Consider the following 24393-nt stretch of genomic DNA (forward strand, 5'->3'; position numbering starts at 1 on the left):
CGGTCAGGGGTTGGTCCAGGCCTCCGGGTCGGCCGCGAGCGCGGTGATCCCCGCCGGCAGCTCGGCCGCCGCGACCTCCGCGAGCGAGACCCCGAGCACCTCGCGCACGCTGGCGCGCAGGGCGATCCACAGCGGGAGCAGAGACTCGGCGGGCCCCGTGTACGCGAGGTCCGGAGGCCGCTCCCCGCGCACGGAGACCAGCGGGCCCTCCACGCAGCGGATGACGTCCGCGACCGAGATCGACTCGGCCGGCCTGGCCAGCCAGTACCCGCCGTTGCCGCCGCGCTGGCTCTGGACGAGCCCGCCCTTGCGCATGTCGCCGAGGATGCCCTCCAGGAACTTGTGCGAGATCCCCTGGACTTCGGCGATCGCCTCGGCCTTCAGCGGCCCCGCGTCCTGGGCGGCGGCGAGCTGGAGGGCGGCCCGCACCGCGTAGTCGGCCCTGGCTGAAATGCGCATGCGCGCATTATTCCGTACGCCCCCCGCCTGATACGCGCGCCCCGGAGGTGGCGCGTCCCGCACCCTTGACGTCACGGGTGACCGGTCGGAGACTCGTGGAAGCGAGAAACCGAGCGAACGGGTAGGGAATCATGGGACGCACCGGCCGGCGGGACACCGCACACGCCGTGCCCCTCCCGCGCTCCGTGTCCCTCACCTCGCGGCGCCACATCGACCTGCTGCGGGTCTGCAGCGCCGCGTAGTCGCCGTATCCGCCGAGGGGGCCTCCGTGCCCGCTGAGCCCGCCGGCCCAGCCCTTTCGGCTCTGCCTGCCGTCGCTTCGGCACCCGGGTCCGGACACGGACCACTCCCCGGTCCGCCCGCCTCCCCGGCCCGTCCGTCCCGTCGGTCCGTCCCCACGTCGGTCCGTCCGCCTCCTCCTTACCCGTTCCTCTGCTGCCTCGGGGCCCTGCGTGACCGCCGACGCCGTCGTGACGCCACGTCGGCGTCGCCGCCGCGCACCGCCCCGACCCAGCACCGAGCACCCTCCAGGGAGAAGCATGTCCGTCGTCCCGTCCTCGCTCCTGCCCGCCTCCTCCGTGCCCGCCTTCCGGGGCCGGATCGGCCGCGACGTGCGCAGCGGCCACTACGCCGTACCGCACCGCTACCGACTCCATCTGGCACCCGCCGGCCCCGGCTGTCTGAGCATCGCCCTCACCCACGGCCTGCTCGGCCTCGACGACACGCTCCCGCTGACCGTGCTCCCCGGGACCCCCGACACCCCCGACGGCGGATACACCGCACTCCGCCCGCTGTACGAGGCGAGCGCCCACCTGTACGCGGGGCCGTCCGCCGCGCCCCTCCTGAGCGACGGGTGGACCGGGCGGATCGTCAGCACGCACGTGCCCGACATCCTGCGGGACCTCGCCCTGCGCTTCCGGGGCGAAGGCCCCGACCTGCTGCCCGAGGAGCACCGGGGCGAGATCGAGGCCATCGCCGACCTGTGCGAGCGGAGCATCAACAGGGCCGCCCAGCGCGCCGGTGAACTCGGCCTCGACGGTGACGCCGCCCACCACGACCCGCTCGGCGTCCTCTTCGCGGCGCTCGGCTCCCTGGAGCGGCGCCTCACCGGCAGCCCGTACGTCCTCGGCGACCGCCCGACCGCCGCCGACGTGCAGGTCTGGGTCACCCTCGTCCAGCTCGACACCGTCCACCGCTGGCATCTGGACGCCGCCGCGATGGACCGGGTCGCCGGACACCCCGCCCTCTGGGCGTACGCCCAGCGCCTGGCCGCCCGACCCGAGTTCGCCCGCCACCTCGACATCGACGCCGTACTGCGCCGGCACAGCGCCCACTGCCGCGGCCACGAGGCCGCGGGCGCCGGGATCCGGATCGTGGACTGGTCGGGCGCGTCGGGCTGACGACGGTCGCCTCAGACGGGCGGGGCTGCGTCGGACCGGGCGCAGTCGCGTCGGGCCGGGCGCAGCCGCCCCGCGCTCTCAGCCGATGCGGTGGCCCGCCAGGGGAGCCGTGTCGTCGCCCGTGCCCGCGCGGACCCCGCGCAGGAAGGCCTCCACGGCCTCCAGCGAGCTCGCCGACGGTTCCCACTCCAGCTCCCGCCGGGCCCGCTCGGTGGCGAGCAGGGGCATGTGCCGCAGTGCGTCGAAGAGCCCGGGGGAGGCGGGGGCGAGCCGCAGGCGCCAGGCCGCCGACAGTGCGCCGCGTACGGCTCCGGCCGGGACCTTCACGGGCCGGGCGTTCAGCAGCCGGCCGAGGTTGTCGGCGTCGAGCACCGGGTCGGCGGCGAGGTTGAACGCGCCGCGGACGTCCCGGAGGATCGCCCTCCGGTAGGCGTCGGCGGCGTCCTCGGTGTGCAGGACCTGGAAGCGGAGCCCCTCGAACTCCGGGAGCAGCGGCAGCAGTTCCGGCCGCATCAGCTGACCGGGGAAGAACCGGCCCGCGAAGATCCGCCGCTGCCCGCTCGCCGACTCCTCCTTGAAGAGGAAGGCGGGGCGCATCCGGACCACCCGGGTCAGCGGATGGTCGCGCTCGAAGGTGTCGAGGACCCGTTCCAGATAGGCCTTCTCCCGGGTGTACGCGGCGCCGGGCCAGCCGTGCGTCGGCCAGGCCTCGGACACCGGCGCGCCGCCCTTCGGGCCGGGGGAGTACGCGCCCACCGAGGAGGCGTGCACCAGGACCGGCACCCGCGCCGCCGCGACCGCGTCGAAGACGCGCACCGCGCCCAGGACGTTGGTCCGCCAGGTCTCGACCGGATCGTGTGTCGGACCGAAGCGCCAGGCCAGATGCACGACCGCGTCCGCGTCGGCCACGTACTGGGCGAGCCGGGGCTCGTCCCCCTCCAGGGAGAGGTCGACCTCGGCCCACTCCACGCCGGGCAGCTCCAGGCCGGGCCTGCGCCGGGCGAGTCCGAGGACGGAGCCGACCCGCGGCTCACGGGACAGCGCCCGCACCAGGCTCGTGCCGACGTTGCCGGTGGCGCCGGTGACGACCACCCGCTGTTGCGCGCTCGGGTTCATGTCTCCGACCCTCCGCCATGGGCGGCGGAACCGCACTCCGGAACCCGCTCCGTCACGCACCGTGTCCGTGCGGGTCGCGGGCGTGGTCGACGACCTGCAAGATGGAGCGACTCGGGAGCCAGGAGAAGGGAGGAACCCGATGCTGCTGCCCGACGCGAACACGGTCGACCGGCTGCTCCGGCACTACCGCACCCAGGAGCGGTCCGTGCTCGCCAGGCCGTGCGACCTGTCGGTCCGCCGGCGCTTCGAGGACACGGCGTACACCCTGTGCGTCCTGATGGGAGAGCGGACCGCGCACGAGGCGGTCCGTGCCGCCGAGCGGTACGTCGCCCAGGGCCCGCCCGCGCCGACGGAGGCGCTGGGAGGCCTGGCGGGGAGCTGACCTGCGGTCCGTCAGGAATCGAGAAGCGTGGCCGTCGGGCCCCGGTTAGCGTGGCCGTCGTGGGCATCGCGATTTCCCGGGCGCCGGGGACGAAGCGGTGCAATGATCGCGATGATCATGTATTCGACCCGTCCGACAGAGGAGAAACGATGAGCCACGCTGCCCCGAGGACGGGTGCCACAAGGCCGGGCAAGGGGCCGGCGGCGCCGCACGCCGCCGACAGCCACGACACGATCCGTGTGCTCGGGGCCCGCGAGAACAACCTCAAGGACATCAGCATCGAGATCCCGAAGCGCCGGCTCACGGTCTTCACGGGAGTCTCCGGCTCGGGCAAGAGCTCCCTCGTCTTCGACACGATCGCCGCGGAGTCCCAGCGGCTGATCAACGAGACGTACAGCGCCTTCGTCCAGGGCTTCATGCCGACCCTCGCGCGGCCGGAGGTCGACGTCCTCGAAGGGCTGACGACCGCGATCATCGTCGACCAGCAGCGGATGGGCGCCGACCCCCGCTCCACCGTCGGCACCGCCACCGACGCCAACGCGATGCTGCGCATCCTCTTCAGCCGCCTCGGGAAGCCCCACATAGGCCCGCCCAGCGCCTACGCCTTCAACGTCCCCTCCGTCCGGGCGAGCGGCGCGATCACCGTCGAGCGCGGCGGCAAGAAGGCCGTCAAGGCCACCTACGAGCGCACCGGCGGCATGTGCACGCGCTGCGAGGGCCGGGGCAACGTCTCCGACATCGACCTCACCCAGCTCTACGACGACACCAAGTCGCTCGACGAGGGCGCCCTCACCATCCCCGGCTACACCCCGGGCGGTTGGAACTACCGGCTCTACAGCGAGTCGGGCCTGGTCGACCCGGCCAAGCCGATCCGCAAGTACACCAAGAAGGAACTCCACGCCTTCCTCCACCACGAGCCGACGCGGATGAAGATCGCGGGCATCAACATGACCTACGAGGGTCTGATCCCGCGCATCCAGAAGTCCTTCCTGGCCAAGGACAAGGAGGGCATGCAGCCGCACATCCGGGCGTTCGTCGACCGGGCGGTCACCTTCACCACGTGCCCCGAGTGCGAGGGCACACGGCTCAGCGAGGGGGCCCGGGCGTCGAAGATCAAGAAGGTCAGCATCGCCGACGCCTGCGCCATGCAGATCAGCGACCTGGCCGAGTGGGTCCGCGGTCTCGACGAGCCCTCGGTCGCGCCGCTGCTCACCGCCCTGCGGGACACCCTCGACTCGTTCGTGGAGATCGGCCTCGGCTACCTCTCGCTCGACCGGCCCGCGGGCACGCTCTCGGGCGGCGAGGCGCAGCGCGTCAAGATGATCCGGCACCTCGGCTCCTCGCTGACCGACGTCACGTACGTCTTCGACGAGCCCACCATCGGGCTGCACCCCCACGACATCCAGCGGATGAACGACCTGCTGCTCCGGCTGCGCGACAAGGGCAACACGGTGCTCGTCGTGGAGCACAAGCCGGAGACGATCGCGATCGCCGACCACGTCGTCGACCTCGGCCCCGGCGCCGGTACGGGCGGCGGCACCGTCTGCTTCGAGGGCACCGTCGAGGAGCTGCGGGCGGGCGACACCGTCACCGGCCGGCACTTCGACGACCGGTCGTCGGTCAAGGACACCGTGCGGACGCCCACCGGCACGCTGGAGATCCGCGGCGCGTCTGCGCACAACCTCCGGGACGTCGACGTCGACATCCCGCTCGGCGTGCTCGCGGTCGTCACCGGAGTCGCCGGCTCCGGCAAGAGCTCGCTCGTGCACGGATCGATCCCGCCCGGCGAGGACGTCGTCTCCGTCGACCAGGGCGCCATCCGCGGCTCGCGCCGGAGCAACCCGGCCACCTACACCGGGCTGCTCGAACCGATCCGCAAGGCCTTCGCCAAGGCCAACGGCGTGAAGCCGGCGCTGTTCAGCGCCAACTCCGAGGGCGCCTGCCCGACCTGCAACGGCGCGGGCGTCATCTACACCGACCTGGCGATGATGGCCGGGGTCGCGACCACCTGCGAGGACTGCGAGGGCAAGCGGTTCCAGGCCTCGGTCCTGGAGTACCACCTCGGCGGCAAGGACATCAGCGAAGTGCTCGCGATGTCGGTGACCGAGGCCGAGGAGTTCTTCGGCGACGGTGAGGCGCGCACACCCGCCGCGCACAAGATCCTCGACAGGCTCGCCGACGTCGGCCTCGGCTACCTGAGCCTCGGGCAGCCGCTCACGACGCTCTCCGGCGGCGAGCGGCAACGACTGAAGCTGGCCACGCACATGGGTGACAAGGGCGGGATCTACGTCCTCGACGAGCCGACCACCGGCCTCCACCTCGCCGACGTCGAGCAGCTCCTCGGCCTGCTCGACCGGCTGGTCGACTCCGGGAAGTCGGTCATCGTCGTCGAGCACCACCAGGCGGTCATGGCCCACGCCGACTGGATCATCGACCTCGGCCCCGGCGCCGGCCATGACGGCGGCACGATCGTCTTCGAGGGCACGCCCGCGAAGCTCGTCGCCGACCGCTCGACCCTCACCGGCGAGCACCTCGCGGCCTACGTGGGCGCCTGACCGCACAGCCGGAGGGGTGTCCGGCCGGATCGGCAAGAGACCCCCAGGGGGTGCCCGGCGGATCAACGGGCACCCCTCCGGCAGCCGGACCGTGCGGCGCCCACCGGACCGTCGCCGATGACGACCGTCCGATGTCTCCAGTGGCGCCGCACGACCGGCGGTTCGTGACCCCCCGTCCCCCCTTGTGGTCCACCCCTGCCCGCCGGCACGCCGTCAGACCCGGTGGGCCGCCCTGCGGCGCACGGCCCACAGCGCGAGGGCCGCGGCACAGGCCGAGCCCACCAGCGCCAACGGCAGCCCGGCCGACGGTCCGCCCCCGTCCACGGAGCCCTCGGGGGGCGCGGCCACCGCCTCCGACCCGGCGCGCGGCGCCCCACCGGCCGCGACGGCGACGTCCTCGTCGACACGGCCGCGGTCACGCGCCGCCTTCACGGCCCGGGTGCCCGCCTCGGCGGTGGTCTTCTCCGTGCGGTCCGGCAGCAGCGAGCCCACCGGCTGCACCCGCCCCGCCGCCTCGAAGCCCCAGTCGAGCAGCGAGCGCGCCTCCTCGTAGACGGTGAACCCGCCGCCGCTCTGCGGGTTCATCACCGAGACGACCAGCGTCCGGCCGTCCCTGCGCGCGGCGGAGATCAGGGTGTTGCCCGCGTTCGTCGTGTAGCCGTTCTTGATGCCGATGAGCCCCGGGTAGCGGTCCACGCCATCCGCGCCCGTCAGGAGCCGGTTGGTGTTGGCGATGCCGTACGACCAGGAACCCGCCGGGAAGTCCGCGTACGGCGTGGAGCAGTACCGCGTGAAGGCGGGATCCTGGAGCCCGGCCCGCCCGAAGACCGCGAGGTCGTACGCGGAGGACACCTGACCCGGAGCGTCGTACCCGTCGGGGGAGACCACATGGGTGTCCCGGGCGCCGAGGGAGCGGGCCTTCTCCTGCATCTGCCGGGACATCGACTCCCAGCCGCCGTTCATCGCGGCGAGGACGTGCACGGCGTCGTTGCCCGAGCTGAGGAAGACCCCGTTCCACAGATCCGACACCTTGTACGTGTACCCCTCCTTGACCCCGACGAGGCTGCTGCCCTCCCCGATCCCGGTCAGCTCGGAATCGGCCACGGTGTGCTGTTCGGAAGGGTCGTTGTGGGGGAGCGCCGCGAGCGCGAAGAGCGCCTTGAGAGTGCTGGCCGGCGGCAGCTTGCGGTGGGCGTTCCGCGCGGCGAGGACCTCGCCCGAGGACGCGTCCGCCACCACCCACGAGAGCGCGGAGACCTCCGGGACGGAGGGCGCGCCCGGCAGCCGCTGCACCTGCGTGCCCCGCCGGTCGAGCCGCGCGCGGTCGACGAACTTCGGTGCGGGCGGAGTCGGCTCCGCCAGGGAGGAGCCGGGGGAGAGGGGAGGAGCGGGGGAGGCCGTGGCCGCCGGAGCGGGCAGCACGAACAGCAGCGCCGCGGTACCGGCGGCGGCATGACGGACAGCTGACGTGACGATCATTCAGCCACCGTAGGAAGGAGGGGTGGCCCGCGCAGATCGGAGTGCGCCGACCGGCGTAGAGGTTCCGGCGTACGGCCGCACGGCGTGCGCCCGCCCGGGGGAGGGCGGTGCCGCTTCGGCACCGGCGACCGCTGTCGGTGCCACAGGGCATCCTGGTGACGTGCCCTCACACCCGAACCAGACCAACGCCGTTCCGGCCGCGAGCGCCGGTGCCCCACCGGCCGGAGCGCCTCCCGGGGCCGGTCGGCCCGCCGGAGCGCCTCCCGCCGACGCGGCCGCACGGCCGGTGCCCGGTCCCGCGCGCGCCCCGGGCAGCCCGGCCGGCGGGCCCTTCGGCGCGCCCGCGACCAGGATCGAGCGGCAGCCCCGCACGGCCCCCGCCGGACACATGATCGTCTGCGGGGACGATGCCCTCGCCCACCGCCTCGCGGGCGAGCTGCACGGGGTGTACGGAGAGCGGGTCACCCTCCTCGTACCGGTACGTCCCGACGCCCCGCCCACCCCCACCGCCCGCCCGGGCCGGGCGCTCGCCCTCTTCGGGCGCGTCACCGCCGCCGTCACCCGCACCACCGCGGCGACCGGGACGGCGACCGCGGGCCCGGCCACGGGCGCGGCCGGAGGCGAGGCGGACGGAGGCGAGCCGGCCGGCACGCTGCGGGTCGTCGAAGCCGCGGAGGCCGACGACCGGGCCCTCGTGGACGCCGGAGTCGAGCGCGCCGCCGCGCTGGCCCTCGTCCACGACGACGACGAGACCAACATCCGCGCCGCGCTCACCGCCCGCCGCCTCAACCCCCGCATCCGCCTGGTCATCCGGTTGTACAACCGCAAGCTCGGCCAGCACCTCGAAAACCTCCTCGACCAGGCGGCGGCCGTCGCCGAGCCCGGCCTCGACCCCGAGAAGCTCGACGCCGCCACCACCGTCCTCTCCGACGTCGACACCGCCGCCCCGGGCCTCGCCGCGGCGGCCGTCGCGGGCACCAGCAAGGTCGTCCAGGCGGGCGGACTCCTGCTGCACGCCGTCGAGCGCACGCCGCCCGCGGGCGCGGCCCCCGACCCCGGCCGGTGCACCCTCGCCCTGCTCTCCGCCACGGCGGGCGACCCGGCGGGCTGCGAGGGCTCCGAGCGCAGCGGCGACGACGGCCCGCGCCTCCTGCCCGACGACCGCACGGTGGCCGCCGCGACCGGTCGAGCCGCCGTCACCCTCGAAGCGGTCACCGCGGCCACCCCGAGCCTCCCGGCGGGCCGCTTCGGCGGCACCGGACTGCCCGTCGCCTCGCTCTTCTCCCGGCGCCTGCGCTGGTCCCTCGCCGGAGCCGCGTCCGCCGTCCTCGCCCTGGCCCTCGCCTCGACCTTCACCACCGGCGACCACCCCCTGCACGCCGCCTATCTGACACTCCTCGACATCTTCGCCATCGGCGACCCCGCGGTCGGCGAGTCGACCAGCCGTCAGGTCCTCCAGATCCTCGCCGGGTTCGTCGGCCTGCTCCTGCTCCCGGTGATCGTCGCCGCCCTCCTCGAAGGCCTCGGCACCTTCCGCACGGCGACCACACTGCGCCGGCCGCCGCGCGGGCTCCACGGCCACGTCGTCCTCCTCGGCCTGGGCAAGGTCGGCACCCGCGTCCTCGCCCGGCTCCGCCGGATGGACATCCCCGTCGTGTGCGTCGAGTCCGACCCGGAGGCCCGCGGCATCGCCCTGGCCCGGCGGCTGCGCGTCCCCACCGTCATCGGCGACGTCACGGAGGAAGGCGTCCTGGAGGCCGCCCGCGTCCACCGGGCCGACGCCCTGCTCGCCCTGACCAGCGTCGACATCACCAACCTGGAGGCCGCGCTCTCCGCCCGCTCCGCCGCCCCCGACCTACGGGTCGTGCTCCGCCTGTACGACGACGACTTCGCCACCGCCGTCTACCGCACCCTGCGCACCGCCCACCCCGAGGCGCTCACCCGGAGCCGTAGCGTCTCCCACCTCGCCGCGCCCGCCTTCGCCGGGGCCATGATGGGCCGCCAGGTCCTCGGTGCCGTACCCGTCGAGCGGCGCGTCCTCCTCTTCGCCGCCGTCGACGTCGCGGACCACCCCCTCCTGGAGGACCGCACGGTCGCCCAGGCCTTCACACCCGGAGCCTGGCGGGTCATCGCCCTCGACCGCGGCCCCGGTTCGTACGGAGTCCCGTACGGGGCCGGGGCATCGGCCCAGGACTGGCGCCTCGCCCCGGAGCGGGTCCTCGGCCCGGGCGACCGGGTGATCGTGGCGGCGACCCGCCGGGGCCTGGCGGAACTCCTGGGCCGCGGCGGGACGACCGGCCGGACCCCGGACAACTCCTCACCCGTGAGCGGAGGTTGATCGTAGGATCTGACCGCCTGCGTGCCGCACAGGCCCGCCTCCCTCCGCAGTCAGGAGCGCCTTCCGTGAACACCCCGCACAGCGCCGCCCCCGGCCGGCCGCCGCACCGCATGGACCCGGCCGGCGGCTGCCCGCACGCGGCCAACGCCCGGCTCCTCGCCGAGGGCGCCGTGACCCCCGTGATCCTGCCCGGCGAGATCGAGGGCATGGCGGTCCTCGGCCACGACGCGCTCCGTGACTTCCTCTCCCACCCCGACGTCGCCAAGGGCGCCCAGCACTTCACCGCCCTCACCGAAGGCCGGATACCCGACGGCTGGCCGCTGCGCACTTTCGCCACCGTGCCCGGCATGACCACGGCGGACGGCGCCGACCACCGCCGCCTGCGCGCTCTGGTCAGCAGCGCCTTCACCGCACGCCGGGTCGAGGAGCTCCGCCCGCGCGTCGAGGCCGTCACGGCAGGACTCCTCGACGGACTCGCCGAAGCGGCCCGCGCCGGCGGAGGCGTCGCCGACCTGCGCCGCCACTACGCGCTCCCGCTGCCCCTCGGGGTCATCTGCGAACTCCTCGGCGTCGACCCCGCCCACCAGGACCGGCTGCACCACCTGTCCAGCCTCGTCGTCGCCACCGACACCGAGCCCGCGCGGGCCGTCGCCGCCAACCGCGAACTCGTCGAGCTCCTCGCCTCCATCGCCGGCGACAAGGCCCGCGCGCCCGGCGACGACCTCACCAGCGCCCTTCTCGCGGCCCGGGACGACGGCGGCGACCGACTGAGCCAGCCCGAGCTCATCGGCACCCTGCTCCTGATGATCATCGCGGGCCACGAGACCACGCTGAACCTCGTCACCAACGCCGTACGGGCGCTCTGCGGCCACCGCGAACAGCTCGCCCTCGTCCTCGAAGGCCGGGCCGCGTGGGCGGACGTGGTGGAGGAGACCCTGCGCTGGGACAGCCCGGTCAGCTACTTCCCGTTCCGCTACCCCACCCGCGACCTCACCGTCGACGGCACCCTCATCCCCCAGGGCACCCCCGTCCTCGCCGGCTACTCGGCGGCGGGCCGCGACGCCAAGGCCCACGGCCCGGACGCCGACCGCTTCGACATCACCCGCGGCACGGCGACGAAGCACCTCTCGCTCGGCCACGGCCCCCACTACTGCCTGGGCGCCCCGCTCGCCCGCATGGAGGCCGCGATCGCCCTGGAGGCGCTCTTCACCCGCTTCCCCGACCTGGACCTGGCCGTCCTGGACAGCGAGCTGACCCGCCACGCGGGCTTCGTCGGCAACAGCGTCCGCACCCTCCCGGTCCGCCCGACCCCCTGACGACCCGCCGCCGAAGCGCTACCCACTCCTCCCCCACACACTCGCGGGGGAGGCCCGCAGCGAGGAGACGAGGCGCAACAACCGGTCCTCGTTCCCCGAAAGGCCCGCCGCGCGAAGGGCCTCGTCGGCCTCCGCCATCGGATGGGTGAGCATCACCCCGGCGTACGGGGCGAGCTGCGGATCGGTCAGCACGGCCTGTGTGGACTCCAGTAGCCGCAGGTACGCCTGGGCCGCGGCGCGCTCGGTGGCGGTCATCGTGATCATGTCGGGCTCCCTCTCGACAGGTCTACGCCCACCACCCTCTCGCACGGGTCTGACAATGGGGGTGAGGGGCCGTCCCCCTGACCTGCCGGACAGGCCCTACGCGGCTGCGCCCAGGTGCTCCGTCAGCCGTTCCAGGAAGACCCGCTGCCCGGTGACGAGCAGCGGAGCGGCCTCCTCCGGGATGAACCAGCCGACCCGGTCGATCTCCGGGAAATCCTGGTGGTTGCCTGACCGGGGCGGCCACTCCATGGTGAAGGTGCCGGGGACCACCGCCCCCGGGTCGAGGTCCCCCTCGACCGCCCAGACGGTGACGAGCTTCCCGTTCCGCTGCCGGGACTCCCCGAGGTCGATCCAGACGCCCTCGGGGGCCGGCAGTCCCAGCTCCTCCAGGAACTCCCGCCTCGCCGCCGCCTCGGGAGCCTCGTCAGGCTCGTACTCCCCCTTGGGGATCGACCAGGCCTCCCGCTCCCTGGAGGCCCAGAAGGGACCGCCCATGTGACCGATGAGAACCTCGACGCCCCTGCCCGCCGTATGACGGAAGACCAGAAGACCCGCGCTGCGTTTGTCCGACATACAGGCCAGTCTGACGGAACGTTCCTAGGACGCGTACTCCTCCGCGCCGACCACCACGGGACCGCCCGCCGGATCCACGCCGCTCGTCCACTCCGGCCCGAGCCGCACCGAACGCCAGGGAACCGGATCCCCGCGCAGCCGCTCCCGCCGGAGGGGCGAGCCGTCCTGGGTGACGGTCAGGAGCGGTCGTACGAGCCGCCGGTCCGGCCGTACGAGCAGGGGGACGGCCGTCGGACCGAGGAGCCCGGGGGTCACCCACCGCAAGGGCCCCGCCGTCAGCACCGGCACGCCCGCCGTCGGCCGAGGCCGGCCGGCGAGCAGGTCGAGGACGGCGTCGGCGACCGCGCGGCCCTCGGCGGCGGCCACCTGCGCCGGTTCCACCCCGCGCAGGAGGTTGCCGACGGCGAAGACCCCCGGCTCGGCCGTGCGGTACGCCCCGTCCGTGACCGGCCCGCGGGTGCCCGGCGCCAGTGCGAGACCGCGGGCCCGGGCCAGCTCGTGATCGGGGATCCAGTCCCCGGTGAACACCACGGTGTCGCAGCGCAGCACGGACGTCACCCCGTCCCGCCCCCGGACCGCGACCCCGGTCAGTCGCCCCCGGCCCAGCAGCTCGACCACCGCCGTCCGCGTGAGGACGGGTACGGCTCCGAAGCCATGCGCCGCACACGGGAGTTCGGTGACGACCGCGGCCGTCTCCACGCCCGCCGCGCGCAGCGTCCGCACCGCGTGCCGGGCCACCGGCTCACCGCCGACGACCACCGCCCGCCGCCCGAGCCGCCCACGCACGGCCTCGCCGCCGGAGCCGGACAACCCCACCGTCTGCTGGAGTTCGCCCGTCGTCAGCACTCCGGCCGGCCGTGTGCCCGGTACGAGCCGTGCGCTGCGCGGGCGTTCGCGTGCCCCCGTCGCGAGGACCACGGCCTTCGCCCGGATCCGTTCGAGCCCGGTCGGCGCGGTGACGTCCAGGCTGAGCGGCCCGGCCCAGCCGGTGGCGGAGACCCCCGTACGGACGGCGGCCCCGGAGCGGAGCGCCGCCCGGAGCGCGCGGCGCGCGTACCCCGGGCCGTCCAGCGGCCGTCCCCGGTGGTCCGCGCCGAACCCCGGGTGCCCGCAGTGCCGGGGTACGCCCCCAGCCGCGCGTTCCCGCTCCAGCACCTCGACCCGCCCGGCGCCCGCCGCCGCGAGCCGAGCGGCGGCGGCGAGCCCGGCGGGCCCCGCGCCCACGACGAGCACGTCGACCACGCGGCTCATCGCGCCCCCTGCCCGTACTCCTCGCTCAACGCCCGTATCTCCGCGCCGCAGAAGTGCCCTTGGCACCGTCCGCCCCGGGCGCGGGTCCTGCGGCGCAGCCCGTCCGGGCCCGCCGGGGGGATGTCCGACGCGTAGGCGGCCCGGATCTCGCCGCGCGTCACGCGCTCGCAGTGGCACACGATCATCCCGAACTCCGGCTCCCGCGCGATGAGTTCGGCGTCGCGGTACGGGCGGGGGAAGGCCTCGCCGAGATTCGGCATGCGGACGGGGGCGAGCGGACGCTCGGGCCCGAGTTCGAGACCGCAGTCGGCGAGGAGCCCCAGCACATGCTCGGCGAGTGCCAGGGAGGCGCTGAGCCCGGTGGAGCGGATCCCGCCCACCGTGACGTACCGCAGCGCGGGGTGGGCCGCGCACCGGTAGTCCTCCTGCCCGGTGGCGGCCCGCAGGCCCGCGTAGACCGCCGTGACCTCCTCGTCGAGCAGCGCGGGCACGATCCGGCCGCCCTGCTCGCGGAGCCCGGCCAGTCCCTCGGCCGTCGTGCCGGTGGCGGTCTTGTCGTCGAGGTCCTCGGCGGTGGGCCCGAGCATGACGTTCCCGTACACCGTGGGCGAGACGAGCACACCCTTGCCGAGCGGCCCGGGGACGGGGAGGAGAATGTGGCGCACCAGGTCGCGGGCGAACTTGTCGAAGACGAGCAGCTGGCCACGGCGCGGGGTGACGGTGAAGTCGCGGCGGTCCAGGAGCGCGTCGAAGGCGTCGGCGTGGAGGCCGCAGGCGTTCACCAGGTGGCGGGTCCGCAGCACCCCGCGCCGGGTGACGAGCCGGTGCCAGGGATCGCCCGTACGGACCTTCTCCACCCGGCAGTCGAGATGCAGGTCGACCCCGGACCGTACGGCCTGCGTCGCGTACGCGAGGGTGGTCGTCCACGGGCAGATCACCGACTCGCCGGGAACGGCGAGCGCGGCCAGCGCACCCGGCCCCAAGTGCGGCTCCCGGAGCCGCAGTTCGTCGGCCGAGAGCAGCCGGGTGGTGCGGTGTCCGTTGCGTTCCGCCTTCTCCGCGAGGCGGGGGAGCGCGGCCCGCTGCTGCTCGTCCCAGGCGACGAGCAGCGCGCCGAGCGGCTCGACGGGGATGCCCGCCTCGCCCGCGAACGCGCCGAGCAGCCGGTGGCCCTCGCGGACGAGCCGGGCTTCGAGCGTGCCCGGTGCGGCGTCGAAACCGGTGTGCAGGATCGCGGTGTTGGCCTTCGACGTACCGTCGCCGACATCGCTCGCGGCCTCCACGAGCGCGACCCGCAAGGGGTGGCGGGCGAGAGCGCGCGCGATGGCGCAGCCGACGACTCCCGCGCCGACGACCACGACGTCGTACTCGGCCTCCGGGCCCGAGGGCAGCGGACCGGTACGGGTGACGCTCACCCGGCACTCCCGGCGCCTGCGGCACTTTCCGCACCCCTGGCGCCCGCGACACCTTCCGCGCCCCCGGAGCCGCCGGCACCCCCCGCGCCCGCGCCCGCGCCGCCGCGGTCGACCAGCGCCGACACCTCCGCGCGGAACGCGGCCAGGCGCGCGGCGGCCTCGTCGGCACCGATCCGGGGCTCGTAGACGGCCGAGGGCTTCCACTCCGGAACCGCCTCGTGGAGCGCGAGCCCCGGGTGGAGGCCGAGGCGGGCGACCGCGCCCACCCCGAGGGCCGTGGCGTCGGGCGAGGACGCCACCTCGACGGGGAGTTGCAGCAGGTCGGCCTGGGTCTGCATGAGCAGCGCCGACCGGGTCAGCCCCCCGTCCGCGCGCAGCGAGGTCAGCGGCGCTCCCCGGTCGGAGGCGACCGCCGCGGCGAGCTCCACGACCTGGGCGGCGATGCCCTCGCACAGCGCGCGCACCAGATGGCCGGGGGAGGTGTCCAGACCGAGCCCGGTGAGGGAGCCGCGCACGTCCCCCCGCCACCACGGCGCGGCGAGGCCCGCGAGCGCGGGCACGAACGTGACCCCGCCGGTGTCCGGCACACCGCCGCCGACCGCGTCGATCTCCTCCGCTCCGGCGAGCACGCCCAGGTCGGTGAGCCAGCGGACGGCCGAGGCCACCGTGTACACCTGGCCGTCCAGGCAGTGCTCGACGCGCCCGCCGAGCCGCCAGGCGACACAGCTCACCAGGCCCGAGGGGACGCGCCGGGGCTCCGGCCCGGTCCGCGCGAGGAGGAAGGCGCCCGTGCCGTACGTGCACTTGGCGGCGGACGGCTCGCCCGCGCTCTGCGCGAGCAGGGCGGCCTGCTGGTCGACCAGGAGGCCGGTCAGCGGCAGCGGCGGGCCGAAGGCCGTCGTGGTGCCGACCGGGGTGTCGCAGTCCACCACCCGGGGCAGCCGCTCGCCGCCCAGGCCGTACAGGTCGAGCGCCGTCTCCGACCACGCGACCGTGTCCGGATCGAGCAGCCCGGTACGTCCGGCGGTGGCCGCGTCGGTGACGAAGGCGCCCGTCAGCCGGTGGACGAGCCAGGCGTCGCTGGTGGTGACCACCCCGGCGCCGGTGGCGTGACGGCGGATCCAGGCCATCTTGGGCGCGGCGAAGTAGGGGTCCACGGGCAGACCGGTCAGCCGGTGCAACAGCTCGGCGTGGTCGGCGAGTCCGTCGCAGACGGAGGCGGCCCTGCGGTCCTGCCAGACCAGCGCGTCCGTCAGCGGATCGCCGGTCGCCGGGTCCCAGGCGAGCACCGTCTCGCCCTGGTTGGCGAGACCGACGGCCGTGACCGGGGTGCCGGCCTCGGCCAGCGCCGCCCGCCCGGCCGCGACGACGGAGTCGTACAGCTCACGAGGGTCGACCTCGACGAGGCCGCCCGGGAGGTGGCGGGGCCGGACCGGAGCCGTGCCGGTGCCGATCACCCCGCGCTCCGGGCAGAGGACGAGCGCCTTCGTGCCCGACGTTCCCTGGTCCACGGCGAGTACCGGGCCGCCCGTCATTCCGCTGCTCCCGCCGCCGGATCGGAGGGTGATCGTCCGATCACCGAAAAGCGTCAGGGTGCCGTCGCCCGGGGCCCGCGTCAAGTGCCGGCGAACGACACCGTCAGGTCGGTCCCGTCTACCTGACAGTAAGTCAAATCCAGTCGCTGTCTTAATAGTTACCGTCGCCGAGAAGAGTGGACTGGTCGAGTCCAGTGCCCTCTATAGTGATCGCCGATCAACGGCAGGAAGGCCGTCGGGGGACTGACCACCCCCCTCCATCCACCGAGGAAGCATGTCACCCACACCAGGCCCCACCCCCTGATGGCCGCACAGGGCTTCCGGCCCGTCTACCACCCCGCGGGGCACGACCACGCCCTGCGCAACGCCGTCCAGGACCTGCGCACCGGCCGCTGGGTGGCCATGGCCCGGCTGCTCGACGAGACCTCCGGGTGGGACGGCTGGACCCGGCGCACCCAGGTCCTCGCCGCCGTCGCCGCGGGCACCGACGTCGTCCACGCCTGGCGCACCGAGCAGCCCGGCAGCATCGCCGCGACCGTGATGCACAGCCGCGTCGCCGTCGAGCGGGCCGTCCGCGCCCACCGCGCCGGCCACGCCCGCACCCGCGAGCTCTGGCAGGAGGCCTGGACCGCGTGCCGCGAGGCCGCCGAACTGGCCCCCGCCGACCCCGTGCCCTGGGTCGGCCTCCTCGCCCTCGCCGCCCTCGACGGACGCCAGCGCATGGCCGAGCACCGGCTCTCCCCGCCGGCCCCCATGCTGGCCCCCGGCCCCTGGGGGCTCCTCGCCGAGGCGGAGAAGCGCGACCCGTACAACCGCGAAGCGCACCACCGCATGCTCCAGTTCGTCTACGCCCGCAGCCCCGGACCGCTCTCCGAGGCCGTCAACTACGCCCAGTGGGCCGCCACTTCGGCGCCCGTCGGCTCCGCCCTGCACGCCCTCCCGCTCTATGTGCGGGTCGAGCGCTACCGGCGCGAGCGCGGCCACGAGCGCGCACTGGACCTCCACTGGGTCGCCGAGGACGCCGTACGCGACGCCGAGCGCGCCCTGGACACGTGGTTCCTCTTCTGCGCCACCGAAGAGGCCTCCCTGCTCGACCTGAACCACCTGGCACACGCCCTCTACGGCGCCCTCCGCTTCGACGACGCGGCCCGGGTCTTCAAGGCCCTGGGCCCCTACTACGCGACGCTGCCGTGGGCCTACCGCACGGCCCGGCCGGACGACCGGGCCCTGGCGGAGGACATCTTCCTACGCGCCCGAGCCCGCTGCCTCACCGGCTGACGCGGGCCACGGCGCCCCCTCGTACGTGTACGACCCGCTCCCGCTCAACCGCCCGTCCCCCCGGAGGTCCCCATGTCCCGCACCGCAGCTCCCGCCGACGCGATACGCAAGCCACCCCCCGCCCAGGACGAGGAGGCGAGACTCAGAGAGCTCGGCTACCAGCCGGTCCTGGCCCGCCGCATGGGCGGCTTCGGCAACTTCGCGATCAGCTTCTCCGTCATCTCGGTCCTCTCCGGCTGCATGACGCTGTACGGCTTCGGCATGGGCACGGGCGGACCCGCCGTCATGCTCTGGGGCTGGGCCGGCGTCGGCCTCTTCGTCCTGTGCGTGGGCCTCGCCCTCGCCGAGGTGACCAGCGCCTACCCCACCTCGGGCGCGCTCTACTACATGGCGGACCGGCTCGGCGGGCGGCGCTGGGGCTGGTACACCGGCTGGCTGAACCTGCTCGGCCTGCTCGGGGCCATCGCCGGCATCGACTACGGAGCGGCCCTCTTCACCGGGGCCTTCCTCAACCTCCAGTGGGGCTTCGAACCCACCGCAGGCTCCACCTTCCTCATCTTCCTGGCGATCCTCCTCCTGCACGCCGTCCTGAACCTCTTCGGCGTCCGCCTCGTCAGCGTCCTCAACTCGATCAGCGTCTGGTGGCACCTCGCGGGCGTCGCGGTCATCGTCGGCGCGCTCGCGTTCATCCCCGACCGCCACCAGTCCGCCGAGTTCGTCTTCACGGAGTTCGTGAACGACACCGGCTGGGCCAACCCCTTCTACGTCGCCGCGATCGGCCTGCTCCTCGCCCAGTACACCTTCTCCGGCTACGACGCCTCGGCCCACCTCTCCGAGGAGACCTCCAACGCCTCCGTCACCGCCGCCAAGGGCATCGTGCGGGCCATCTGGGTCTCCTGGATCGCCGGCTTCGCCCTCCTGGCCGGACTGAGCTTCGCCATCCAGGACTACGCCGCCACGCAGAACACCGCGACCGGAGTGCCGCCCGCCCAGATCCTCCTGGACGCGCTCGGCTCGGGCGGCGCCACCGCCCTCCTGCTCGTCGTGATCGTCGCCCAGCTCTTCTGCGGCAACGCCGAGGTCGCCGCCGCGAGCCGCATGGTCTTCGCCTTCAGCCGCGACAACGCCCTCCCGGGCTCCGCCCTCTGGCGGAAGGTCAGCACCCGCACCCAGACCCCGGTCCCGGCGGTCTGGCTGGCCGTCGCCGTGGCGGCGCTGCTCGCCGTACCCTCCCTGTACTCCGCCACCGCCTACGGCGCGGTCACCGCGATCAACGTCATCGGCATCACCCCCGCCTACGCCATCCCGATCTACCTCCGCCTGCGCGCCGGGAAGCGCTTCACCCCCGGGCCGTGGAGCCTGGGCCGCTGGAGCAAGCCGATCGGCTGGACCGCCGTCGTGTGGGTGGCCCTGGTGACCGTCCTCTTCTGCCTGCCGCAGAAGTCCCCCGTGACGGTCGACACCATGAACTACGCCGTGATCGCCCTCGCCGTCGTCCTCGTCCTGGCCAGCGTCTGGTGGTACGTGGCCCGCCGCTCGTACGGCACCCCGACGACGTACGGCACGGCCCGCGAGGAGGCGGACATCGCCGAGGGAATCGTGTAGCCGCCCCGGTCCGCTCCGCCCCGCTCCGCCCCGCCCGAGCCTCGGGCCGCGCCGCGAGGTCCGGGTCCCCGTCCGGCTGACGTACGGACGAACCGGCCCGTCCGGTCCCGTCACCGGTCGGCCGGGGACCCGGAGCCGGACGGGCGGAGCTCGGCGCGCCGGATCACGGGGACGGAGAGGCCGAGCGCCGCGGCGAGCAGGCAGATCGCACCGCATCCGACGAAGAACACGTCCGCCCCCCACAGGGCCACCGTGATACCGACGGCCGGGAAAAGCACGGGCGCGAGGCCCAGCGTGCACAGCGTCGTGAGCGCGGTGACCCGTCCGAGGTAGCGGGGTTCCGTCTCCGTCTGCACCAGGGCACCGGTCACCGTGGTCGTGAACCCGCTGGTCAGTCCGATCAAGGCGCCCAACGCGACGGCGACGGGCAGCGAGGGCGCGTGCCCCAGGGCGACCGCTCCCACCGCGGTGACGAGCAGCGCTCCACACATCGCCGACCCCGCGCGCGGTATCCGGGTCGAGACGGTGAGCAGCAAGGCCGAAGCCGCGGCGCCGATGCTGAACGCGCTGGCGATCCACCCCATTCCCGAGGCGCCCCAGCCGCGTTCGTCGGCCAGCAGCACCAAACCGGTGGCGACCGGACCGCTGAAGCACATCTCGCCCAGCCCGATCACCGTGACCAGCGGGGCAAGCATCCGGTGACGGCGGACGTAGCGCAAACCGTCACCCAGCTCACGCCAGGCGGAGACGCGCTGAGACACCTCCGTCGAGGAAGCGATCCGCACGCCGAGCAGCGTGACGAGCGAGAGGGCGAACAGAGCACCTGCGGCCGTGAACGCACCGGCCGCACCACCCAGCACCAGGACGGCTCCCGCCAGGAGCGGGCCGACGGCATTGCTCAGCCGGATCGACAACGCGCGCATCCCCTGGACGCGGGCGAGCTGTGCTGCTTCCGTGATACGCGGCGGGAGCGCGCCCACCGCCGGCATGAACACCGCGTCCACCACGCCGAAGGTCAACGCCACCGCGACGAGCAGCCACACGCTCGGGGAGGCCGCCATGACCGCAGCGGCGGCGGCGAGGATCACCACGCACCGAACCGCGTCGCTGGCGACGGCAACTCGGCGCGGCCCGAACCGGTCGGCCACCACGCCCCCGGCGAGCATGAGAACCGCCCGCGGAAGAGCTCCCGCGGCGACCACCAGGCCCACCTGCGACGGTCCGCCGGCGCGTGTGGCAGCCCAGGACAGGGCGAGAAAGTACACGACGTCGCCGGTGACCGAAGCCGTGTACGCGGTAAGCCAGCGCAGGACGTTGACGTCCCGGTAAGCCGGCCGCCCGGAGGTGGCCACAGGGTGCGCGGTCACGCGTCACCGGCCGACGGCAGGGCCGGGCCGAGCACCGGGAACGCCTGCACGTGCAGTGCTACCGGCGAGGAGCCTTCGGGCGCCTCGCTCTCGCCATGCCGATACCGGGAGATCACTTCGAAGATCTCGGCTCGCATACGGTCCAGGTCGTGTGGAGTCAGGTGCAGAAGGAAGTCGCTGTAGGCAGTGACGTCGAGCCACTCCTGAGGGAGCAGCGGCACCTCGTGCGCAGCCCTGCGCAGGCGATCCGCGGCGGCCAGGGCGACCGCGTGCGTGTAAGCGCGTCCGGCCTCGCGCTGCTCCGCAGGTGCGGCAGCGGGATCGTGGATCGACTGGCGATGGGCGGATCGCCACCACCGCTCGCGTCCGGTGCCGCGGTCCGCCTCCTCCACGATGAGCCCGCCCGACGCAAGTCGACGCAGGTGGTAACTGGCCGCGCCGGGGTTGATGCCCAGTTCGTCGGCGATGCGGGTCGCGGTGGACGGGCCACGCTCGCGCAGCAGGGTGAGGACGTTCACGCGCAACGGGTGGGCGAGTACGCGCAGGGCGGCGGTGTCGAGCTCGACGTCCTGTCCCGGTAACTCGCCGGATCCGGCAGAGGAATCAACCATGCGCCGAGCCTAGACCTACAACAGTTGTTTCAAAAGAGATGTTGTGAAGAGGAGTCGGACCGTGGGTATCTCCCGCTCACCCACCGGGGGTTCACGGTGCATCCGGCGTTCACTCCGGCGACCCCGATGCTCCACCCTCCGTCCGTAGCGTCTCGCCCGTCCTGACACGCCACCGAGGAGTACCGTGAGCGCTTCCGCTCTGACCGCCATCGCCGCCGCCGCCCTCGCGGTGGTCACCGCGGCGACCGCGACCACCCAGCCCGTCCCCGCCACCGTCACCGCGCGCGTCGAGACGCCCGCCGTGTACGACGACGAGGCCGGCGGCAACGCGAACGCCGACGACCCCGCCGTGTGGGTCGACCCGACGCGCCCCGACCGGAGCATCGTGATCGGCACCCTGAAGGAGGCCGGGCTCGACGTCTACGGCCTCGACGGACGCCGCCTCCAGCACATCGCCGCGCCGCAGGCCCCCGGCGAGGACGCCGCGCCCGGCCGCTTCAACAACGTCGACATCGTCTACGGATTCGACCTGGCCGGCCGGAAGACGGACCTGGCCCTCGTCAGCGACCGGGGCCGGGACCGGGTCCGGGCCTACGCCATCGACCCCGTCGCCGTCGCCAAGGGCCGCCCGCCCCTGCGCGACGTGACCGCCGCCGACGTGGCGCCGGTCTTCGCCGCCGACGAGTCCGAGGTGGACGAGCAGCGCACCACGTACGGTCTCGCCGCGTACAGCGACGACGACGACGCGTACGTCGTGGTCTCGCGGCGCGAGGAGACGAGCCTGCGCCTGCTCGAACTGGAGGACCGGGGCGGCCGGGTCGGCTACCGCACCGAGGACACCCTCGACCTGCCCGCCTCCTTCACCCTCCCCGACGGCGCCTCCTGGCGGCCGTGCGCCGACCCCGGCGAGCGCCCGCAGGTCGAGGGCATGGCGGTCGACCAGGAGGAGCAGGTCCTCTACGCGGCCCAGGAGGCCGTCGGCCTGTGGCGCGTCGAACTCGACGACGCCGAGTTCGAGAAGCCCGTACTCCTCGACCGGGTCCGCGAGTACGGCACTCCGTGGACGTACGACAGCGCCGAGGAGGAGTGCGTCCTCGACGCCGCGAACGACCCCGGCTTCGGCGGCAGGCACCTGAGCGCCGACGCCGAGGGCGTCACCGTCTACCACGCGGGCGACGGCGCGGGCTACGTCCTCGCCTCCAGCCAGGGCGACAACACCTTCGCCGCCTACGACCGGAAGGGCGACAACACCTACCTCGGCTCGTTCGCGATAGGCGACGGCGCCGCCACCGACGGCGTGCAGCACTCCGACGGCAGCACCGTGGTCAACGTCCCGCTCGGCCGGAGCTTCCCGCGGGGCCTGCTCGTCACCCACGACGGCGAGGCCGCGCCCGCCGACGGCGACCGCGAGAGCACGAACTTCAAGTTCACTCCCTGGGAGTCGGTGGCCCGCGCCTTCCCCCGGCCCCTGCGCGTCGACACGGAGTCCTTCGACCCGCGCGACACCGACTGACGGCAACCGATCCCGGGGCGGCGACGACTGGGAGGTACGCAACGGCTCTCTTCCCCCGCTGGAGGACTCGTGCAGTACCCGCAAGTACCCGTCGTCGCCCGCCGTCTGGCCACCGCGCTCGTGGCCGGTGTGGTGACCTGTGCCGCGCTCACCGCGACCACCGGGACCGCGTCCGCCGCCACCGCGCGGCAGGTGGAGCGGCTCGACCGGGGCGTGGTGAGCGTCCACACCGGGACCGGGAACCTCGTCAGCTGGCGCTGGCTGGGCACCGACCCGGACTCCGTCGCCTTCAACGTCTACCGGGCCGGTTCAAAGGTCAACGCCGCCCCCGTCACCGCGTCCACCAACTACTTCCACGCGGGCGCGCCGAGCCAGGCCGACTACACGGTCCGCGCCGTCGTCGGCGGCGTCGAGCAGGCGGACTCCGTCCACGCCGTGCAGCTCCGCACCGGCTACAAGGACGTGCCGATCACCCCGCCGGCCGGCGGTACGACGCCCGACGGGGTGGCGTACACCTACGAGGCCAACGACGCCTCCGTCGGCGACCTCGACGGCGACGGCGACCTGGACTTCGTCCTCAAGTGGCAGCCCACGAACGCCAAGGACAACTCCCAGTCCGGCTACACCGGCAACACCGTCGTCGACGGCGTCACCCTCGACGGCACCCGCCTGTGGCGGATCGACCTCGGCCGCAACATCCGCTCCGGCGCGCACTACACGCAGTTCCAGGTCTACGACTACGACGGCGACGGCCGGGCCGAGGTGGCCATGAAGACCGCCGACGGCACCGTCGACGGACGCGGCACGGTGATCGGCAGCGCCTCCGCCGACCACCGCAACAGCAGCGGCTACGTCCTGACGGGAGCCGAGTACCTGACGATGTTCGACGGGCTCACGGGCGCCGCCATGGGCACCACCGCCTACGTGCCCGCGCGCGGCACCGTCTCCTCCTGGGGCGACGGTTACGGCAACCGGGTCGACCGGTTCCTCGCGGCCACCGCGTACCTCGACGGCGCCAGGCCCTCGCTGATCATGGCGCGCGGCTACTACACGCGGAGCGTGATCGCCGCCTGGGACTGGCGGAACGGCGCCTTCACGCGCCGGTGGACCTTCGACTCGTCGAGCTCCACGAACACCGGGAAGGGATACGACGGCCAGGGTTCGCACAGCCTCTCCGTCGGCGATGTGGACGCCGACGGCAAGGACGAGATCGTCTACGGCGCGATGGCCGTGGACGACAACGGCAACGGCCTGTGGACCACGAGGACGGGCCACGGCGACGCCCAGCACCTCGGCGATCTCGACCCGGGCACGGCGGGCCTGGAGTACTTCAAGGTCTCGGAGTCCTCCTCGCAACCCGCCCAGCTGTACATCGACCCGGCGAACGGCTCCGTCCGCTGGCAGCTCGCGGCCTGCTGCGACAACGGACGCGGGGTCGCCGGCGACATCTGGGCCGGGAACGACGGAGCGGAGGTGTGGTCCTCGTCCGACACCTCTGTACGGGACGAGGCCGGGGCCGCCAAGGGCCGCGAGCCCTCGTCCGCCAACTTCCTGAACTGGTGGGACGGCGACACCACCCGGGAGCTCCTCGACGGGACCCGGATCGACAAGTACGGGACGGCCGGCGAGACCCGGCTTCTCACCGGCGGCTCGGTGGCCTCGAACAACACCACGAAGGCGACGCCCGCGCTCTCCGGGGACATCCTCGGCGACTGGCGCGAGGAGGTCGTGTGGCGCACGAGCGACAACACCGCGCTGCGGATCTACTCGACGCCCTACGAGACGGGCACCCGGATCACGACCCTGCTGCACGACACCATGTACCGCACAGGGCTGGCCTGGCAGAACACCGCCTACAACCAGCCCCCGCACCCGAGCTTCCACATCGGCAACGGCATGCGGACCCCGCCGAGGCCGCTGGTCACGACGCCGTAGC

Annotated in this window: 19 protein-coding genes; 9 read left to right on the forward strand and 10 right to left on the reverse strand. The window is 74.0% G+C overall.

Annotated elements, in window-relative coordinates:
- Window positions 1–3: 3 nt before the first annotated feature.
- Window positions 4–459: an RrF2 family transcriptional regulator gene (locus SGA01_RS04015; protein ID WP_055645017.1), complete on the reverse strand. Its 456-nt coding sequence runs from the start codon at window positions 457–459 to the stop codon at window positions 4–6.
- 539 nt (window positions 460–998) lie between these two features.
- Between SGA01_RS04015 and SGA01_RS04020 the strand changes: the two genes are divergently transcribed.
- Complete coding sequence (locus SGA01_RS04020) at window positions 999–1859, forward strand: glutathione S-transferase C-terminal domain-containing protein (RefSeq protein WP_141293321.1); 861 nt, start codon at window positions 999–1001, stop codon at window positions 1857–1859.
- Window positions 1860–1937: 78 nt separating this feature from the next.
- Here SGA01_RS04020 and SGA01_RS04025 read toward each other — a convergent pair whose 3' ends face one another.
- Window positions 1938–2975, reverse strand: a complete 1038-nt coding sequence (locus tag SGA01_RS04025) for an NAD-dependent epimerase/dehydratase family protein (RefSeq protein WP_055645019.1) — start codon at window positions 2973–2975, stop codon at window positions 1938–1940.
- Between the two features lie 139 nt (window positions 2976–3114).
- Between SGA01_RS04025 and SGA01_RS04030 the strand changes: the two genes are divergently transcribed.
- Window positions 3115–3357 carry a DUF5133 domain-containing protein gene (locus SGA01_RS04030; protein ID WP_141293323.1) on the forward strand — a complete coding sequence of 81 codons (243 nt, stop codon included), beginning with the start codon at window positions 3115–3117 and terminating at the stop codon, window positions 3355–3357.
- Window positions 3358–3506: 149 nt separating this feature from the next.
- Window positions 3507–5912, forward strand: a complete 2406-nt coding sequence (locus tag SGA01_RS04035) for an ATP-binding cassette domain-containing protein (RefSeq protein WP_141293325.1) — start codon at window positions 3507–3509, stop codon at window positions 5910–5912.
- Between the two features lie 213 nt (window positions 5913–6125).
- Here the strand turns inward: SGA01_RS04035 and SGA01_RS04040 are convergent, their stop codons facing one another.
- Window positions 6126–7391, reverse strand: coding sequence for a D-alanyl-D-alanine carboxypeptidase family protein (locus tag SGA01_RS04040; protein ID WP_141293327.1), 1266 nt, complete (start codon window positions 7389–7391; stop codon window positions 6126–6128).
- 388 nt (window positions 7392–7779) lie between these two features.
- Between SGA01_RS04040 and SGA01_RS04045 the strand changes: the two genes are divergently transcribed.
- Both SGA01_RS04045 and SGA01_RS04050 read left to right on the forward strand, forming a co-directional pair.
- Window positions 7780–9729 (forward strand): potassium channel family protein, encoded by a 1950-nt coding sequence (locus SGA01_RS04045; RefSeq protein WP_141293512.1) that lies wholly within the window; start codon window positions 7780–7782, stop codon window positions 9727–9729.
- Between the two features lie 110 nt (window positions 9730–9839).
- The gene (locus SGA01_RS04050; RefSeq protein ID WP_141293514.1) at window positions 9840–11045 is read left to right on the forward strand and encodes a cytochrome P450 family protein; all 1206 of its coding nucleotides are present in this window, start codon (window positions 9840–9842) and stop codon (window positions 11043–11045) included.
- A gap of 18 nt (window positions 11046–11063) precedes the next feature.
- Here SGA01_RS04050 and SGA01_RS04055 read toward each other — a convergent pair whose 3' ends face one another.
- The 5 genes from SGA01_RS04055 to SGA01_RS04075 form a co-directional block, all read right to left on the reverse strand.
- The gene (locus tag SGA01_RS04055) at window positions 11064–11300 is read right to left on the reverse strand and encodes a hypothetical protein (RefSeq protein WP_174867204.1); all 237 of its coding nucleotides are present in this window, start codon (window positions 11298–11300) and stop codon (window positions 11064–11066) included.
- A gap of 105 nt (window positions 11301–11405) precedes the next feature.
- Entirely contained in the window at window positions 11406–11882 is a 477-nt protein-coding gene (locus SGA01_RS04060) for an NUDIX hydrolase (protein ID WP_141293331.1), read from the reverse strand.
- A gap of 24 nt (window positions 11883–11906) precedes the next feature.
- Window positions 11907–13133 (reverse strand): FAD-dependent oxidoreductase, encoded by a 1227-nt coding sequence (locus SGA01_RS04065; protein ID WP_141293333.1) that lies wholly within the window; start codon window positions 13131–13133, stop codon window positions 11907–11909.
- Window positions 13130–14548 (reverse strand): FAD-dependent oxidoreductase, encoded by a 1419-nt coding sequence (locus tag SGA01_RS04070; protein ID WP_141293335.1) that lies wholly within the window; start codon window positions 14546–14548, stop codon window positions 13130–13132. Before SGA01_RS04070 ends, SGA01_RS04065 begins: the two co-directional genes overlap by 4 nt.
- Window positions 14545–16083 (reverse strand): FGGY family carbohydrate kinase, encoded by a 1539-nt coding sequence (locus SGA01_RS04075; protein WP_141293337.1) that lies wholly within the window; start codon window positions 16081–16083, stop codon window positions 14545–14547. Before SGA01_RS04075 ends, SGA01_RS04070 begins: the two co-directional genes overlap by 4 nt.
- Window positions 16084–16386: 303 nt before the next feature.
- On the opposite strand from SGA01_RS04075, the gene SGA01_RS04080 reads away from it, so the two are divergent.
- Together SGA01_RS04080 and SGA01_RS04085 are read left to right on the forward strand one after the other, a co-directional pair.
- Window positions 16387–17361: a hypothetical protein gene (locus SGA01_RS04080; RefSeq protein ID WP_141293340.1), complete on the forward strand. Its 975-nt coding sequence runs from the start codon at window positions 16387–16389 to the stop codon at window positions 17359–17361.
- A 72-nt stretch (window positions 17362–17433) separates the two neighbouring features.
- Complete coding sequence (locus tag SGA01_RS04085) at window positions 17434–18966, forward strand: amino acid permease (RefSeq protein WP_167533998.1); 1533 nt, start codon at window positions 17434–17436, stop codon at window positions 18964–18966.
- A 110-nt stretch (window positions 18967–19076) separates the two neighbouring features.
- On the opposite strand, the gene SGA01_RS04090 is transcribed toward SGA01_RS04085, so the two are convergent.
- Window positions 19077–20318, reverse strand: a complete 1242-nt coding sequence (locus tag SGA01_RS04090; protein ID WP_141293518.1) for an MFS transporter — start codon at window positions 20316–20318, stop codon at window positions 19077–19079.
- A gap of 11 nt (window positions 20319–20329) precedes the next feature.
- Window positions 20330–20944: an ArsR/SmtB family transcription factor gene (locus SGA01_RS04095; protein WP_141293342.1), complete on the reverse strand. Its 615-nt coding sequence runs from the start codon at window positions 20942–20944 to the stop codon at window positions 20330–20332.
- A 184-nt stretch (window positions 20945–21128) separates the two neighbouring features.
- Between SGA01_RS04095 and SGA01_RS04100 the strand changes: the two genes are divergently transcribed.
- Window positions 21129–22457 carry a phytase gene (locus SGA01_RS04100; protein ID WP_174867200.1) on the forward strand — a complete coding sequence of 443 codons (1329 nt, stop codon included), beginning with the start codon at window positions 21129–21131 and terminating at the stop codon, window positions 22455–22457.
- A gap of 69 nt (window positions 22458–22526) precedes the next feature.
- A complete protein-coding gene (locus SGA01_RS04105) occupies window positions 22527–24392 on the forward strand; it encodes a rhamnogalacturonan lyase (RefSeq protein ID WP_167533999.1) in 1866 nt (621 codons plus the stop codon).
- Window position 24393 lies beyond the last annotated feature (1 nt).

The organism is Streptomyces gardneri (assembly GCF_006539185.1).
Lineage (GTDB): Bacteria > Actinomycetota > Actinomycetes > Streptomycetales > Streptomycetaceae > Streptomyces > Streptomyces gardneri.